This window comes from Sporolactobacillus laevolacticus DSM 442 (genome assembly GCF_000497245.1).
In the GTDB taxonomy this organism is placed as follows: Bacteria; Bacillota; Bacilli; order Bacillales; family Sporolactobacillaceae; genus Sporolactobacillus; species Sporolactobacillus laevolacticus.
Genome location: NZ_AWTC01000011.1, coordinates 40,421 through 56,145, shown reverse-complemented (window position 1 = coordinate 56,145; position 15,725 = coordinate 40,421). Strand labels below are relative to the sequence as shown.

Here is a 15,725-nt window from a genome sequence, read left to right as displayed (position 1 = left end):
AGTAGGATCTTAGCTAAGGATTCGCCTATGACACAGGACTGGCGAAGCCACGTTTTCTAACACAAATAAGAAAGTATAAAGATTTAGAGGAATTTAGTGTAAGTGCAACTAAGGCTTCGCCTATGCCACAGGCTTGACGAAGCCAAGTTTTCTAATGTTAGAATAGCGATATTTACAACGGACATGCCCATATTGGGCATTTGAGATGAGAGGATGAACGTTACTTATGGTAGAAAAATTAGCATTCATTGGTTCCGGCGAACTTGCGGAATCTTTACTAAAAGGCTTTCTTGATAAAAAGTTTATTTCAGCTGATCATGTATGGATGAACAATCGTTCAAATACTGAACGACTAACACATTTAGAAAATGAATTTCACGTGCATACCACACATGATAAGAAAATCGCTTTGCAGGATGCCGACATTGTCATCTTCGCCTTCAGACCCGCTGACACTCAAGCTGCTATTGATGAAATGAAAGCATTTTTGCGTCCTAATCAATTAATCATCTCATTGATGGTCGGCGTACCAACTGCATTCATTCAATCAGCCTCAGGCATCGATCTGTCGGTAGTTCGAGCGATGCCGAACACTTCTGCATCGATTGGCTTGTCAGCGACAGGTATTGCAGCCGGTGCTGCCGTTTCAGATGCGCAGCTTGAACTGGCGAAGCAATTATTCGAAACAGTCGGCACTGTAACTATCGTCAAGGAAAGCGAAATTGACGTAATTGCCGGACTGTCCGGAAGCGGTCCAGCCTACTTATACTATCTCGCTCAGGCTATGCAGGAAGCAGGCGTGCGTGAAGGCATTCCGGAAGAGTCTGCCGCACAGCTTGTCCTTCAAACCTTGCTTGGCGCATCTCATCTTCTCAATCAATCCGGCAAGTCTGCTTCGGACTTATTGAAAGCCGTGGCAACTCCTGGAGGAACGACACAGGCCGGCATAGATACACTTAACAAACAGTCGGTCAATGACGCTGTCATCGATTGTGTACATCAAGCAATTGTCCGAGCTAAAGAAATGAGTGCTCCATTTTCAAAATAAACACTGTCAGATTTATCAACAATTATCTGTTTCTCAATGTTAAGCAACTGTATTGATAAAATAATATGTCAGATTATATGACACAAACTCTTGAACGTCAGCTAAAGGGTGCTATGATGTACCAGTAAGCTTTAACACACCTTCTGTTGCAGTTAACCTTAAGTTAAGATGTTTGATCTTGATTTAGGAAACCATCATTTACTCGTTTTGCGATGAGATGCTGACCGGCATTCTCGTCGCATATTTTTTTTGCGATAAATAACTGATTTTATACACTTCTTTATTGACAGTCTTTGTTCCGCTATAATGATTAAGGAGCAAGACCGAGCTCAAGGTACCATAGTCAAATCGCCGCGGCCGTTACACAAAATGAAGAGGGGCAACAACATGAAGTTCAAGATTTTCACGAAAATTGTCATCAGCTGTATTTGCCTGAGTCTGGCTGCCTCCTCCCTGCCCGGCCCATTCACAAGAAGCGCAGAAGCAAAAACCGGCAAGAGCTCGTTTTTCACATCATTTGAGAAAAACGATCCCGCACTTGCTTGGAAAAATAAAATAGAAACGTCTAAAAACGGCAAGAAGATGGCTAAAGGCATTAAGCCGTTAACCGGAAAAGGGAATACAATGACCACTTTGATCACCAAGGGACCTGGGCAGTTATACAACGCGCCTGCGAAGTCCGGTTGGACAGGCAGTCACGTACTCACTTATTCGGGAACAGTATCCGGAAATTCCGGCAGCTATGCCTATAATAAATTATATGACGTTTACATCCCGGTTTCGTCAGACACCGAATTATCTTATTTTGTCGCACCTGAATTTACAAAGAAAGACAAACGTGCGCATGCAGCAAGCTCTGTCTCTATTGATCTCGCTTTCTCTGACGGTAGTTACCTTCATCAGCTCAAAAGCGCCACAGACCAAGATGGGTTTCGCGCAACACCTGCTGAGCAAGGTAAGTCAGGAACACTGATTATGAATCAATGGAATCAAAAATTAATAGATTTGGGCAAAGTGGCTAAAGGAAAGATTATCACTCGTATTTTGATCGCTTATCAAGCACCGGTCTCAAATACTACCTTTCGAGGAGCGATCGATGACATCAGAATTGGTCCGTCCCTTTCCAAGACAGGCAATCAAACAACACCTGTAGATAAAGTAAATATTCTTCGAGGCACTGCATCAAGCGGTGCATTTCCGCGCGGCAACACGGTTCCTGCAATCGGTGTCCCGAACGGGTTTACCTACTGGGCACCGGCGATAGACAGCAGCGCGAAAGAATTGATTTATCCATACAATAAGAATAATGATCCTGACAATCTTCCGGAAATTCAATCCTTTTCGCTTAGCCAGTCCGCAAATGACCAAAACGGCATTCAGCAGTCTTTTCAGGTGATGCCATCTGGCTTTTCCGGCACTCCGAGCGCAAATCGACTTGGCCGCAGCAAAGCCTTCAAGCGCTCTGATGAAGTCGCAACTCCATATAACTATCAGGTTACGTTTACAGATGGTATGAAAACCGAGCTGGCAGCAACCAGTCATGCCGCAATTATGCGCTACTCATTCGTTGGAGCGAGCGGAAATTTGGTTTTCGATAATCTGGATCGTTTCGGAAGTTTGACGCTTCATCCGGAAACACAATCGCTTGAAGGCTATTCCGATATTAAGGACCAATCAACCGGCAATTCAAATCGGATGTATTTCTTTGCAGAAGTTAATCGGCCGGTCTCTGATTCAGGACATTTATCGGGACAGGGCCGCGATCAGGCAACCGCCTTCTTTAAGTTTGATACATCAAGCAAAAAAACAGTCACCCTGCGTATCGCCAGCTCTTTAATTAGTGTGCAGCAGGCAAAAAAGAATTTATACCAGGAGATTGGAACACATACGTCACTTGCAGATGTTGAAAAGAAGGCAAAAAAAGAATGGAACCAACGGTTAAGCAAAGTCACTCTCCAGAGTGGAGCAGCTCAGCAATCAACGTTCTATTCTAATCTGTATCGACTCTACCTATCGCCAAATGAAGGATTTGAAAATACAGGCACAAAACAAAAACCAAAATATCGGTATGCGGACTTGAGTGTACCTGCAGTATCTGCGAATACTGCTGAACATACCGGAGCACCAATAAAAAAGGGCCGAGTTTATGTTAACAGTGCCTTCTCTTACAGCTCGCAGACCGTGTGGCCAGCTTATGCATTTTTAGAACCGAAACTCACTGGAAGCTTGATCAACGGTTTTCTTACTGCGTACAAAAATGGCGGCAAATTTGATCCGGACGCGGGTCCCGCTTTCGCAGATGCCGTTATTAAAGGGGTTCCAGGCGTCAATACCCGCTTGCTGTATCAGGCAATGCTTGAGTCCAGATCAGTACCAGGAGATGGACAATACTATTCATTTGCAGGATTTGTTCCGTCCAATCAGAAGGATAGTGTAAACCAGACATTAACCCAGAGTATTAATGACTATGCCTTAGGCAGTCTTGGCGCTTATTTAGCTCAAAAGTATCCGAATATGCAGTCTTATGCAGATGACAGCGCCTATTACCTGAGGCAGTCTCAAAACTATCTTCATGTCTTTAATAAATCACTTGATTTCTTTAGTTCGCGAAATGAGGACGGAACATGGAAAACCAGTGACAGTCAAAGTAGTACACTTAACAATAATACGATGGAGAATTGGACATATGCCTTCAATGTTCCTCAGGATGGACAGGGCCTGGCGAATCTTTATGGAGGAAAAGCTGGGCTGACCAGAAAGCTTGATCAATTTTTCAGTACAGAACCTTCGGAGAAGGCCGTGAATAGTCAAGCAAAGGCGCAACTTGCGTCAATTGGTAATCTAGGGATGTTTACTCTAGACAGCCCTTCAGCGCCGTCTCTTGCCTACATGTACCTGTTTGCTTCTGCACCCTGGAAAACACAAAGCACTGTCCGCTCCATCATGAATCGCTTTTACACCGGAGGGGCGATCGGACAAGGTTATCTTGGCTCTGATACAGGATCTATGCTTTCAGGATATTATCTGTTTGGTGCTACTGGTCTTTACCCGCTTCAAAAGGGGTCCGATAATTACGCAATCAGTGCACCCTATTTCAAAAAGATGACCGTACATTTGGAAAACGGACGTACACTCATCATCAGCGCATCAAAGGCAAGTAATAAAAATAAATATGTCCAACGTGTAACCTTTAACGGACAAAATGTAAAAGCAACAACACTTTCAGCAAACCAGCTATCGGGAGGAGGGACTCTGGTCTTTGACATGGGATCTGAACCATCGAGTTGGGGAACCTCTGCAGATGATCTGCCTCATTCGCTCACTGCCCAGTCGACGGATGGCTCTGGCTTCTTCCCTAAGCCTTTAACGGATTTCACTCAACATGCGGCGAACATAGCTATCAGCAAGGCGGATGCACCAAAGAGCTTGACCGACAACAATTCAGAAACAGCGACCAGATTTGATGATGCTCGTCCGGCTATAACTTTCCAATTCGATTCAGAAAGCCGAAGAACGATCATGTACACCTTGACTTCTTCCGGAGGCAGAGATTCAAGTGATCCACAAAATTGGGCGCTCTGGGGATCTAATGACGGAAAGAACTGGGATATGGTCGACCGAAGAACAAATCAAAAATTTAAGTGGCGGTCGATGACTCGCGCATTTTCCATCAAAAATCCAAAGCCTTATTCCTACTACAAGCTGGCCGTCACGCAAAAGAGCAATCATTACCCGCTTGCGATCAGTGAACTGCAATTACTTGGCTACTCAGGAATACGTAACGGTTTTGATGAGATGCGGCGTGAAATCATTCATCAGTTTGAATTGAAGAATCTAACCGAGTCTGAAACAGCATCGTTGTCCAACACCTTGAATCAGGCTCAGATCGCATATTTGAACGGCAATCTTTCATCTTCCGTTTATTACATGCAATCCTATGTTCAGCTGATCAACTCATTCTTATATCAAGCGACTGCTCCCGAGAAAGTAAGAAACAGTCTCTCAGCAGATGCTCATGCCATTGTGAATCTGCTCACCGATTAAATGGATACGAATTTTTACAGTCTCTTCGAAAATGAGGACAAAAAGGACCAAGAAGGTCAAGGAAACGCAGCTTTGAGCACCGGAGCGTATGTTAAGAATACGTGAGGAGCAGAAAAGCAAGTTGACACAGAGATTCGCCGGTAATTTTTCCCGGACTTTTCGAACACCCTCTAAAAAAACATTGAAGGCGCAGGTGATTCTATTGCCAGATTCAATTAAAATTCGTGATGCTCATGAAGAAGACTTAGAAGCAATAGTAGCTATCTATAATTCAACCATCCAAAGCAGGATGGTAACAGCGGATATAGAGGCGGTAACCATTGATGAGCGCAGACCGTGGTTTGACGCACACCAATCGGATCCAAAACGGCCACTTTGGATTGCTGAGTATGAGGGGAAAATTTGCGGTTGGCTTAGCCTCAGTAGCTTCTACGGACGCCCAGCGTATCAAGCAACCACAGAGATCAGCATTTATCTTGATGAACGTTTTCGAGGAAAAGGAATCGGCACTTTTTTTGTCAACTATGCGATTGAACACTGCAATGAACTGGGCATAAAAACAATCCTGGCTTTTATTTTCGGGCATAACGCACCGAGTCTTCATCTATTTGAACGATTTGGATTTGAAAGATGGGGGACTTACCCAGGAATAGCGGAGTTGGACGGCATCGAGCGAGATCTGGTCATCATGGGACGCAGAGTGGCTGAATAAACGTTTTGATCTGTTCTCATTACAGATTAAAGTAAGGGAAAAATTAACCACAGGTTTCTAGTGATAGAGTTCATTCGGATTTTCTATTTTTATATTTTTCTATTCGATCACATCAAATTTTTAAAGCGGCCATTGCTTCATCAGCAATAGCCGCTTTTAATTATGATTCTGGTTCCTCGCCAATGATTCTGACTTCAGTCTCCAGATCTACATTAAATTTCTTTTTTACCGTTTTCTGAACATGCCTGATTAATTGGATATAGTCTGAGGCGGTTCCGTTATCTACATTCACCATGAATCCTGCATGTTTTGTTGACACTTCGACACCGCCTATTCGGGTTCCCTGCAGTCCACTATCCTGTATCAATTTACCTGCGAAATGACCCGGTGGCCGTTTGAAAACACTGCCGCATGACGGAAATTCCAGAGGCTGCTTGAGTTCACGGAGCTCCGTCAGCCGATCCATTTCTGCTTTTATTTTCTGAGGGTCACCCTCGCTTAACGTAAAAGTTCCTTCCAACGCAAGGTAGCCATTTTGCGAAATTGCACTATGGCGATACCCCATCTGAAGTGCATTCTTATCTAAATTTAAAACATTACCGAGTTTGTCAACGACAACCGCGCTGTACAATACATCTGCTGTTTCTCCGCCGTAGGCCCCTGCATTCATAAATAGTGCCCCACCAACAGATCCCGGAATGCCGCAGGCAAACTCAAGCCCGGTCAGGTGTTGGGCCAACGCGAAACGTGAAACATCAATAATTGATGCGCCACTTTGCGCGATAATCGTCTTTCCCTCACACCTGATTTCATTAAGAAGTTCACAGTTAACGACGATGCCTCTAATACCACCATCACGTACGATAAGATTTGATCCCTTACCTAAAATTGTTAATGGCAGATGATGTGTACCTGCATACGCGACAATCTGCCCCACTTCCTCATAGGTTTTCGGCAGAACAAATAAATCTGCCTTTCCTCCTGTTCGGGTGAACGTATATGTACTCAGTTTCTCATCTATTTTCACTTGTTCTTCGCTTGCTACCATCTTCAGCAAATCAAGATACACTTCATTTTTTTCCATGTTTCCTACTCATTCCTTCTGGGCCATTCTCACTCAATGATCTGTCAGCTTCCCGCTTTATTATTTATGCCATTGCTGAGCAGGTATGTCAACCGTATCCTTTGAAATAACAAAAAAAGAACAGGCAGAAAAAAGGACTTCAACAAAAAAAGAAACCTCAACGCTGCTCATTTTCTGTGAACAGCATTGAAGTCGCTTATCTTGCTGCGGAAGTTCTGTTTGATTGTTAATTTACGTGTTAACTTATAAATTTTTCTGCCTTATTTCGTGTTTGTTCACGTACATAAATTCATCTGCTTTAGCGATCAGTTCATCAATGGTTTGTCCGTCATCCGGAAAGAAGCTGATCCCCATGCTTAGAGACAACCAAATATCATAGCCATCCTGAACAATATGTCTTTTCTTATTTGCTTCAATCCGGTCTGCAATTGCCTGGTAATCTCTAAACGTCCGAATATCCGGAAGTAAAACCAGAAATTCATCACCGCCGTAACGGCAGACAATATCATTTTTTCTTGTAGATTCAGTCAGCAGGCTTGCTACCCGAGTCATGACTTTATCACCGGTATTGTGTCCATAAGTATCATTAATCAGCTTAAACTCATTAACATCGACAAACATAAGCCCGAGCATAGTCCCTCGCGCTTTGGCTATATTTAAATACTTATCGGCAAATTTGTCAAAAAGTGCTCGATTTGCAACACCGGTCAGCTTATCATAATAAGCCAGTTTTTCGATAACTTTCTCTTTCTGCTTCAGCTGACTGTTCAGATGAGAAAGTTGGCTGACATAGTCTCTCAACTGACTAATTCTTTGGAACTGATTGGTCACATCAATAAATTCCAACAAAAGTGAAACTTTGTCTTCGACAGTCACTCGATTTATCTTTAAGTTTACACGGTGATCTTGACTGACTAAATTGCGATGCATAGCGGCAGAGAAGAATACAGGATTCCCGCCATTGATAAGCCGCTGAACCGCATTGTGGAAAAACGGACGTTCTAGCGTCGGTAAAACCTTGTCCACGTTCTGTCCAAGAACAGCTTCACTCTTTTTACCCGACAGTTTTTCCATAAAAGGATTCCAGTAGGTAATTTCGAGATCTACTGAAATAATGACAAGTCCCTCATTTATGCAGTTTAGTACACCTGGCAGAATAGAATCCATATACACTCAGCTTCCGTTATACAGTCTGTCAATCGTATTCAGAATGTCATCCAGAGACTTCAAGGTCATATTGATGACAATAGCCCCGGCAATTTCCGTTTCTTCAATGTCAAAGGCCAAGAACATCATCAGCACAAGCCGATACTCCTCTGAGTCGACAAAATGGTCTGCGCTAGCATTATTCAGAACATCAACCTCAGGCAGTGTATACTCTACAGGAATGTTCACAGTGTTGCTAAGCTCTCCGATAATAGAATTGATCACAATGTTACCAATTTCTTTAATGGTATCAAAATCAATATCATTGAACTCCAGAGTATTCTCAGTTTCAACATGCGTTTCATGAAGACATAGATCTATAAAGTGATGCATTTTGTCCGCGGGAAAAAGCAGGCTGACCTTTCCTTCCAATTGACTATCAAAAGAAATTGAAGATACCATTACCGCTCCCTCGGCAACCTGCAACAGGTACTTATTCAACTCAACCTTGGCTTTAGCTGCATCAAGGATTTTCACTTCTGGAATGGTTAATCCGATTTGTTTATCGATAATATCGGACAGTGTGCTGGCTGCTTGTCCTACACCGATATTAAATAATTCGGTTAGGATATCTTCTCTGCTGATTTTATTGGCCACGAGCACCATTCCCTATGATGTCACATATCTTTTTCGCCTTCTTGTCATCAAGCGGCTTGTTGATAAAAGATAAAACACCCATTTTTTCGACAACCTCACGTACCCGATTCTGGACATCAGCAGATAAAACAATAACATTCGCTTCTCGATCAACTTGCTTTGCTTTTTCAATGAGATCTTGTCCGCGCAATTTTGGCATTAACAAATCGACAATCATATAATCAGGTCGATTCTCTGTAAATTTATTCAATCCTTCTTCACCGTCACTGGCGAATTCAAACTCTGCATCTTCTAAATATTGGTTTAAAAAGGAATATGTAATTTTCTGTGAAAACTTTGAATCATCAACGATGAGTACTTTGGTCACCAAATACCACCCTTTCTCATCAAATACTGGACACCGACCATCGTATCGGTATTCATCCATAGATGCAACCAGACGCTAGTTAACAAAAGAATATAGATACAAATTAACTAGGTCTTTGTACCCTGTAAAAGGACAAAAAGAAACCATGCTACTAATAACAATTATAAACTGAAGTAGAGAAAAGACAAGAGAAAATATTTGCATAGATCAGCATGATTTTCATTATATCTCTGTCTAATTATCGAGAAAAAGTAAAAAAAACGCCTCATGCCATTCTCAAATATTAACCGCTAATCTCTTGCTGAACTTTTTTACTCAGTGAATGAAGCACAAGCTCATAACCTTGATCTAACATTGCCATCAAGACCTTTTCAGATACAGCTGATTCAAGATACAGGGAATTCCAATGCAGCTTGTTCATATAGTACCCTGGAACAATTGCTTCATATTCTTCTCTCAAGCGAGCACCAAATTCAGGCAATAATTTTACCGTAATAATCGGCTTACTTTCTTTATCTCCGCCACGCATGGCGAACATTTTTCCTCGAATCATGTATCGATACGCCTGCCATTCTTCTTTATAATCCATTTCCGCCCCCTTCTTCGCTAAACAATAATCATCAATCCAATCGCACTCCATTGAAATTCCCTCCATTAACACTTATTTTTAACAATCTATAAAAAAATTCTTATGGCTTAAAATTAGCCAGCAACCATCTTGCAACACCGTCTTGATCATTTGAAGCAATGACTCCGGTCGCCTGCTTCTTCAATTCAAGAACAGCATTATCAACCGCATAAGCTTCATCTGAAATCTCAAACATTGGCAGGTCATTCAGACCGTCTCCAAAAGCAATCACTTTATCAAACCCAAGCAACTGTTTCAAGCGCACGATTGCTTCCGCTTTAGAAGCTTGTTGAGGCATTACTTCGAACCAGTACTCTTCTCGATTCAATTCTCTCTGAAGGATACATCGATAATTCTGGTCTATGCTGAACTGTTCATTTATCGATTCTAACTGGCTTCGTTCACCGATTGCTGTCAAATAAAAAATTTCACCTTCAAAAAGATCCATAACATGATTTACTGAGCGGAATCTCTTGTCACCGCTTCTTGAATTCATGTAATGCAGCATACCCGCATTCTCGGACCCTTTCAACCAAGTGACGCACTCTTTTCCATCAACAAAAGCGTAAACAAGCGGATATATCTGATTTTCTGTAAAAATTGAGGCAGCTTTTGCTGCTTCTTGTCCTGAAAACATAGTTGAGTTAAGAATCTTACATGTTCCTGGATCAATAATAAAAACACCATTGTAAATGATCACAGGCGTTGTTGTAGCAATACCGTTAGAAACGATGGAAGCTGAAGTCAGCGATCGGGCAGTTGCGTAGGAAAAGCTCATGCCACGTTTAACCAATTGATTTATGGCAACCTTGCTAAAGTCGGACACATGGGCATCTCGACTGAGCAGTGTACCGTCTAAATCAGATACATATAGAGTTTTCATGGTTCCCCCCTTATTCTAGTTAATTCCCTAAAAATAAAAGATCACACCAAAACCTATTGTGACCTTACATTTTTTATTTTCACTTGTTCTATTCATTTTTTCAACTCGTTCTACCCTATTGTTTCAGGAGTCTTGCGACATCTTTTGGCCGCCATTTTTTATGCTTGTGTTCTTGAACAAAAATAAGCTTGGGATGCGCCTCTACCTCATCATAAGTTCCATCGGAATGAACACCGACAACAAGAGTCGCATGATATCTGCTGTAGAAAACAATGTCCCCAACCTTTGGCGTTCCCGCTTTTCTGATCAGCATCTTGTTTGCCTTTGCATAATCATAGACATTACGGACTCGGCGATAGAAATAAGGGGTGGCAGGTGTATTGGTGCCCTTCTGAGTCTGATAATGATCCGGATGTCTCTCATAATCGTCTTTCATCAGCTGATCCAAATAAATCCCTGCATCAGCGTAAGCTATCCTCGGCACATCAATACAAACGATAAAACCCATTCGTCCGCCAATATTTCCATGCCCTCCTTTCAGAGGATCATAGAGCACGCCTGTTAAACGTTTGGCTCCGGACACAATGTCCTGCATATTTGATCTGCCATTATTATTTGCATCATGATCTTTTAAATTGGCAATTCCATCTCCATCTGCATCTGCGTCAAACTGATTGATCATACGATCATGATCTGCATCACCGGTAAATAATTGATTGTCGTGAAAGCCATGGAACAGATAAAGATAGATCATGCTAAGGGAAAAGACCAGAATGACTCCAAAACCAACAATGAGATACTTATATCTTTTTTTCAAAAAATTCTCCTCTCGCATCTATAAAAAAACGGCGGCTTTTGCGCCGCCGCAATACACTGATGCAATTATTAATGTAATTTTATTTTGCACTCCGTAAAAGGCCTAAATGCCCGTCGTTCTTCAAGGATAACGACGCCTTGTTTGCTAACCGCTTCAGCGATCAAATTCAATTCTTGTACCATAGCATTTGATAAGAATCCATTTTCAATGTTCTGTTTTATTGAATGATATAATCCAGTCAAATATGTTGCCGAATAATGTTCATATGCAGACATTGAGATCCCCCCGCTCATATTCAATAACCCGTGTGTTATTATCAATTCTTCTATTAGTGTTCACGACGTATCTGCTCTATTTTATTTACCGAATTCATTCATTATTACTCCCCTAATTGGTAATATACTCTACCCATTCATTTTTGAAATCCGTATTTTCCGCAAAGCGAAAATAAAAAATATTTCTTTTATTTTTTAAAAGGAATTTTGTCTGAATATGTTGAAATAGGTATATTGAATTAAAATTTGAAGGAGGGAAAGAAATGAATCAAAAGTTGTGGGAAATTGTCCAGGAATTTGCAGGCGGTATTCAAATTAATTCAACGGAATTGGCAGTTGCAGGAGCTGGTCTAGACTCGGATGTTTACTCAGTTCTTGAAGAAACGATTGGTAAAGAGAAAAAGGGGAACATTTCAGCTATCCAATGGGCATGACAAAACGTGATCTCGTCAGAGAAAAAATCAGACAATTTATTAAAGCATATTTACATCAGTGTGATCTCAACCATGAAACAATGAAACACATTTCTTCTCTTTTGATGCTAAAAGGGAAGATTTTTAATGATGACGCGGTATTCACATGGGCCGAATTCAACTATTATGTATCCTCGATTTTTGATGATGGATCTGACCGAGAAACTGCACGGATCGCTTGTTCTGCGGCAGTTGAAGGGCTGATTTTGGCGACAGATATTTTGGATGATTTAACGGATCAGGATCCTAATGGTGACATTCTGACAAAGTTATCTCAATCGCAGGCAGTCACTTTATCTAGTGTTCTATTGATGGAAAGCCTTCACTTAATCGACCAGTACAACAAACATGCACTTCCATCGGTAATGAATCAATTGCGTAGGGCCGCTCGTGGCCAAGTGCTGGATTTATCTTTTACGTTTCGTCCGGAACACATGCCAAATGAGGAAGACTATTTCAACCTGATCAGCCTAAAGTCAGTGTCACTGACCAGGCTTGTTTTTCAATTGAATCAACAGGAAGACTACCTCTTTTGGGATCAAGTCGCAACATTGATTGGTAATTCCGGTCAGATTAGAAATGACATAAATGACATTTTTAATGATACAAAGAATGATATAATCGAAAACAAAGCGACACTGCCACTGATTAAAGCGATGGAAGCCAGCCAATCGAAGGATGGGAACTGGCTACTTAATCAAATGAGATCTGTCCATTCAATCAAGGATCAAGGCAAACTCAAGATGATTCGAGAATACATCCAGAAATCAGGCGCAATCGATTACTGCACGATTCTCTCAAAAGTCTATTTAAATAAAGCGATCAAAATGTTAAAAGAGTATCAACAAACAAGCAAAAAGAAGACCGCCTTATTTAACTTGATCAATTTTCTTGGAGATGGTTATCATTAAACCCAGATATTCCACCGCTCTATTTTTTTTATTTTTTCTCTTAATAAATAGTTATTTTGTTTACGAATTTCTCAATCAATCAGATTTCAGCAGTTTTCCAGATCCGGTTCCAAAGCTGCATCAATATTTGATTATTATGGCGATCGGCTTTTGTTTTGTCGGCAACGGTATCTATTGCTATGTCATGCAACCGCGTTCCATCATCACTAGACGCTATTTCTATCTCATGTTTGTTACTGGGATGGCTATCAGCTCTGCCATCCCATCAGGTCTCAACAATGTGCTTGCACGGCCCATTGAAATCATTTCAGTGCTGATCACTCCGTTTTTCCTTTTTCACTTTTTTCTTTACTTTCCGTCAACGACCAAACCCAAGCTATTCCAACAACTTTATATTTATTTAGAATGCGCCACCGTCTTCATTATCGCACTCTACGCCCTATCAATTATGAATTTTCATACAATTAACAATCCCTTTGCCGGATTGTTCCGCTGGATCATGATTCTTTTTATTTTCCTGTCTCTCATTTCCTATATTATGCTCCTTTTCCTATTGCTTCGGTCAAACTCATCGAAAGTTAAAAACCAGTTAACCATATTAATCTTAAGTCTTATTTTTTCATTTTTGCCTGTACTAGCCTTGAGTATGCTTCCCTATATTTTGTTTGGCCTGGCAAATTTTGTTCCTTTTTATTACAGTTTAATCAGCATCATTATCTTTCCAATCTCGCTTAGCTATTTGCTAACACGTCAGGAGATTATTGATGTGAAATTACGTTTGCTTCCGCTTTTAATCAAACTCGGTTCTCTGCTTCTTTCACTGGCATTAGCCAACGGATTGTTTTTTTTGTTTTTCCATCGCGAACTAAGTGCATTTTTCACGATCAATCTGTTGATGATCGCCATTCTTTTTTTTCACTACTTTTCTAGCAAACTGTTTGATTATTTAATTCATCGCCCATTAATCGATAAAACAAGGGAAATCAACCAAGAAAAAGAACATATTCTCCAAAAGGTACTCAATGGGCAGCATCTAACAACCTGCGCGAAGCTGATTGTAGAACTCATTCATCAGACGATCCATATTAACGGAGTCTGCCTGATTTGGAAACAAAATCAAATTCCAAAAATCTATTATCAAACCGGCATCTTTTCAAATAATGATCTGGCACATCAATTTATGAATAATAGCCATTCTGATACAGGAGAAACGCATGAAAAGCTGACCGTTCTAACGTTAGATGATAAAAATACCAATAGAGGATGGATCTTAATCGGTCAGAAAATCAATGGAACAACGTTAGGGAAAGTAGAACATTTATTGCTTGAACGGATTCGGTCTAATGCGCTTGAATTACTGATGAGTTCAGAAAAGTTAGCAACGATGGGCAGGGAATTAAAAGAAACGCGGACCCAATCCTATTCACATGAACAGTTTAATCGTGTCTTAATGAATGCAATTGATGAAAAAAGTCGAAATTTGTCTATCTTCTTGCACGATGAAGTGCTTCAAAATGTTATACTATTGGAAAACAAAATCGATAATCTTCATGAGAATCAACAAATAGATAGCCTTGCCTATCGTGAGATCAAAGAATTTCTGATGAATGGAATCTATGATATCCGTGAAAAATCACGTGAGCTGCATCCATTTATGGTAGAAGACTTAGGACTTGAACAAAGTGTTCAGTCGCTTAAAAGAAGACTTCAGACGAACTATAATGTGATTATCGATACAAACTACCAGCTAAATCTGAAAATGATTTCCAAAACACTTTCAATTGCTGCTTTCCGTATCATCAAAGAACTGCTCCACAATGCCATCAAACATTCGGCGTCTCCTGTAATCACCGTCTCTTTGAAATGCATTGATCACTTTTTAATTATTAAAGTAAGTGATAAGGGGAAGGGATTTGACATTTCAAGCACTCAAAATCAAACGCTTTCCGATCATATCGGCTTAACCACCATTCAAAGACGCGTAGATCAGCTGAGTGGCTTGCTTGAGATTCATTCAGCACTTGGGAGAGGCACAAAGATTCACATCACATTGCCTTTGGATTGGAATGAAGAACGTGACAATTAACATCATTTTAGTGGACGATCACCTACTCATGCTCATGGGGTTAAAAGAATTACTTGAAAAGGAAGCAGATTTCCATGTGATGAACGCATTGTCCGATCCTATAAATCTTGAACAAATCATTCAGTCAGATCCTCCCGATGTTCTCGTTCTGGATGTTCGGCTTAAAAATACCAACGGGATTGATCTGACAAGGCGTATCAAAAAAACACGAGCCTATCTGAAAATCGTCATTCTCTCCGGTTACACTTTTGATGAATATATAGAGGCGGCCAGGCTGGCTGGCGCAGATGCCTATGTCACAAAAGAAGAGTCGAACATGAAACTGGCAAGTGTGATCAGGCAAGTGTGTCAAGGTGAAAAAGTATTTCCAAATCTTCATCCTGACATTCCAAGTGAATCATTAACGCCCAGAGAACGTGACATCCTGAAGTTGATCGCCGCAGACATGACGACCACCGAAATTAGCGAAAAGCTGTCGATCAGCAAAAGAACAGTCGAATACCACATCTCATCCATCATGCAAAAATTAGGCGCCGATTCCAGAGTTGGCGCCGTTGTTAACGCTATCAAAAAGGGACTGCTGAGCGTTTAGCT

General features: G+C 41.1%; 15 protein-coding genes. 7 read left to right on the top strand and 8 right to left on the bottom strand.

What is annotated here, in order from left to right; translation table 11 throughout:
• Positions 1 to 226 precede the first annotated feature (226 nt).
• The 3 genes from proC (at position 227) to P343_RS30290 (ending at position 5,804) form a co-directional block, all read left to right on the top strand.
• Positions 227 to 1,048 carry a pyrroline-5-carboxylate reductase gene (gene proC, locus P343_RS30300; protein WP_023510612.1) on the top strand — a complete coding sequence of 274 codons (822 nt, stop codon included), beginning with the start codon at positions 227 to 229 and terminating at the stop codon, positions 1,046 to 1,048.
• A 387-nt stretch (positions 1,049 to 1,435) separates the two neighbouring features.
• Positions 1,436 to 5,092: a GH92 family glycosyl hydrolase gene (locus tag P343_RS30295; RefSeq protein ID WP_023510611.1), complete on the top strand. Its 3,657-nt coding sequence runs from the start codon at positions 1,436 to 1,438 to the stop codon at positions 5,090 to 5,092.
• Between the two features lie 202 nt (positions 5,093 to 5,294).
• The gene (locus P343_RS30290; protein WP_031264045.1) at positions 5,295 to 5,804 is read left to right on the top strand and encodes a GNAT family N-acetyltransferase; all 510 of its coding nucleotides are present in this window, start codon (positions 5,295 to 5,297) and stop codon (positions 5,802 to 5,804) included.
• Between the two features lie 160 nt (positions 5,805 to 5,964).
• Here the strand turns inward: P343_RS30290 and murB are convergent, their stop codons facing one another.
• The 8 genes from murB to P343_RS30250 all read right to left on the bottom strand — a co-directional run bounded on the left by murB (position 5,965) and on the right by P343_RS30250 (position 11,661).
• On the bottom strand, positions 5,965 to 6,888 hold the full coding sequence (murB, locus tag P343_RS30285; RefSeq protein WP_023510609.1) for a UDP-N-acetylmuramate dehydrogenase: 924 nt from the start codon (positions 6,886 to 6,888) through the stop codon (positions 5,965 to 5,967).
• A 243-nt stretch (positions 6,889 to 7,131) separates the two neighbouring features.
• Positions 7,132 to 8,055 carry a sensor domain-containing diguanylate cyclase gene (locus tag P343_RS30280; RefSeq protein ID WP_023510607.1) on the bottom strand — a complete coding sequence of 308 codons (924 nt, stop codon included), beginning with the start codon at positions 8,053 to 8,055 and terminating at the stop codon, positions 7,132 to 7,134.
• A 6-nt stretch (positions 8,056 to 8,061) separates the two neighbouring features.
• Positions 8,062 to 8,691 carry a chemotaxis protein CheC gene (locus P343_RS30275; RefSeq protein WP_051384762.1) on the bottom strand — a complete coding sequence of 210 codons (630 nt, stop codon included), beginning with the start codon at positions 8,689 to 8,691 and terminating at the stop codon, positions 8,062 to 8,064.
• Positions 8,681 to 9,058, bottom strand: coding sequence for a response regulator transcription factor (locus P343_RS30270; protein WP_023510605.1), 378 nt, complete (start codon positions 9,056 to 9,058; stop codon positions 8,681 to 8,683). Before P343_RS30270 ends, P343_RS30275 begins: the two co-directional genes overlap by 11 nt.
• Before the next feature lie 283 nt (positions 9,059 to 9,341).
• Complete coding sequence (locus P343_RS30265; RefSeq protein ID WP_023510604.1) at positions 9,342 to 9,698, bottom strand: MmcQ/YjbR family DNA-binding protein; 357 nt, start codon at positions 9,696 to 9,698, stop codon at positions 9,342 to 9,344.
• A 49-nt stretch (positions 9,699 to 9,747) separates the two neighbouring features.
• Positions 9,748 to 10,569 (bottom strand): HAD-IIB family hydrolase, encoded by an 822-nt coding sequence (locus P343_RS30260; protein WP_023510603.1) that lies wholly within the window; start codon positions 10,567 to 10,569, stop codon positions 9,748 to 9,750.
• Between the two features lie 115 nt (positions 10,570 to 10,684).
• Positions 10,685 to 11,386 carry a DUF1287 domain-containing protein gene (locus P343_RS30255; protein ID WP_023510602.1) on the bottom strand — a complete coding sequence of 234 codons (702 nt, stop codon included), beginning with the start codon at positions 11,384 to 11,386 and terminating at the stop codon, positions 10,685 to 10,687.
• 68 nt (positions 11,387 to 11,454) lie between these two features.
• Positions 11,455 to 11,661: a hypothetical protein gene (locus P343_RS30250; RefSeq protein ID WP_023510601.1), complete on the bottom strand. Its 207-nt coding sequence runs from the start codon at positions 11,659 to 11,661 to the stop codon at positions 11,455 to 11,457.
• A 263-nt stretch (positions 11,662 to 11,924) separates the two neighbouring features.
• On the opposite strand from P343_RS30250, the gene P343_RS37200 reads away from it, so the two are divergent.
• The 4 genes from P343_RS37200 (at position 11,925) to P343_RS30235 (ending at position 15,723) form a co-directional block, all read left to right on the top strand.
• Complete coding sequence (locus tag P343_RS37200) at positions 11,925 to 12,095, top strand: hypothetical protein (protein WP_023510600.1); 171 nt, start codon at positions 11,925 to 11,927, stop codon at positions 12,093 to 12,095.
• Positions 12,092 to 13,045 carry a polyprenyl synthetase family protein gene (locus P343_RS30245; RefSeq protein WP_168371032.1) on the top strand — a complete coding sequence of 318 codons (954 nt, stop codon included), beginning with the start codon at positions 12,092 to 12,094 and terminating at the stop codon, positions 13,043 to 13,045. Before P343_RS37200 ends, P343_RS30245 begins: the two co-directional genes overlap by 4 nt.
• 136 nt (positions 13,046 to 13,181) lie before the next feature.
• Entirely contained in the window at positions 13,182 to 15,131 is a 1,950-nt protein-coding gene (locus P343_RS30240) for an ATP-binding protein (protein ID WP_236620355.1), read from the top strand.
• Positions 15,121 to 15,723, top strand: a complete 603-nt coding sequence (locus tag P343_RS30235) for a response regulator transcription factor (RefSeq protein WP_023510597.1) — start codon at positions 15,121 to 15,123, stop codon at positions 15,721 to 15,723. Before P343_RS30240 ends, P343_RS30235 begins: the two co-directional genes overlap by 11 nt.
• Positions 15,724 to 15,725: the final 2 nt, after the last annotated feature.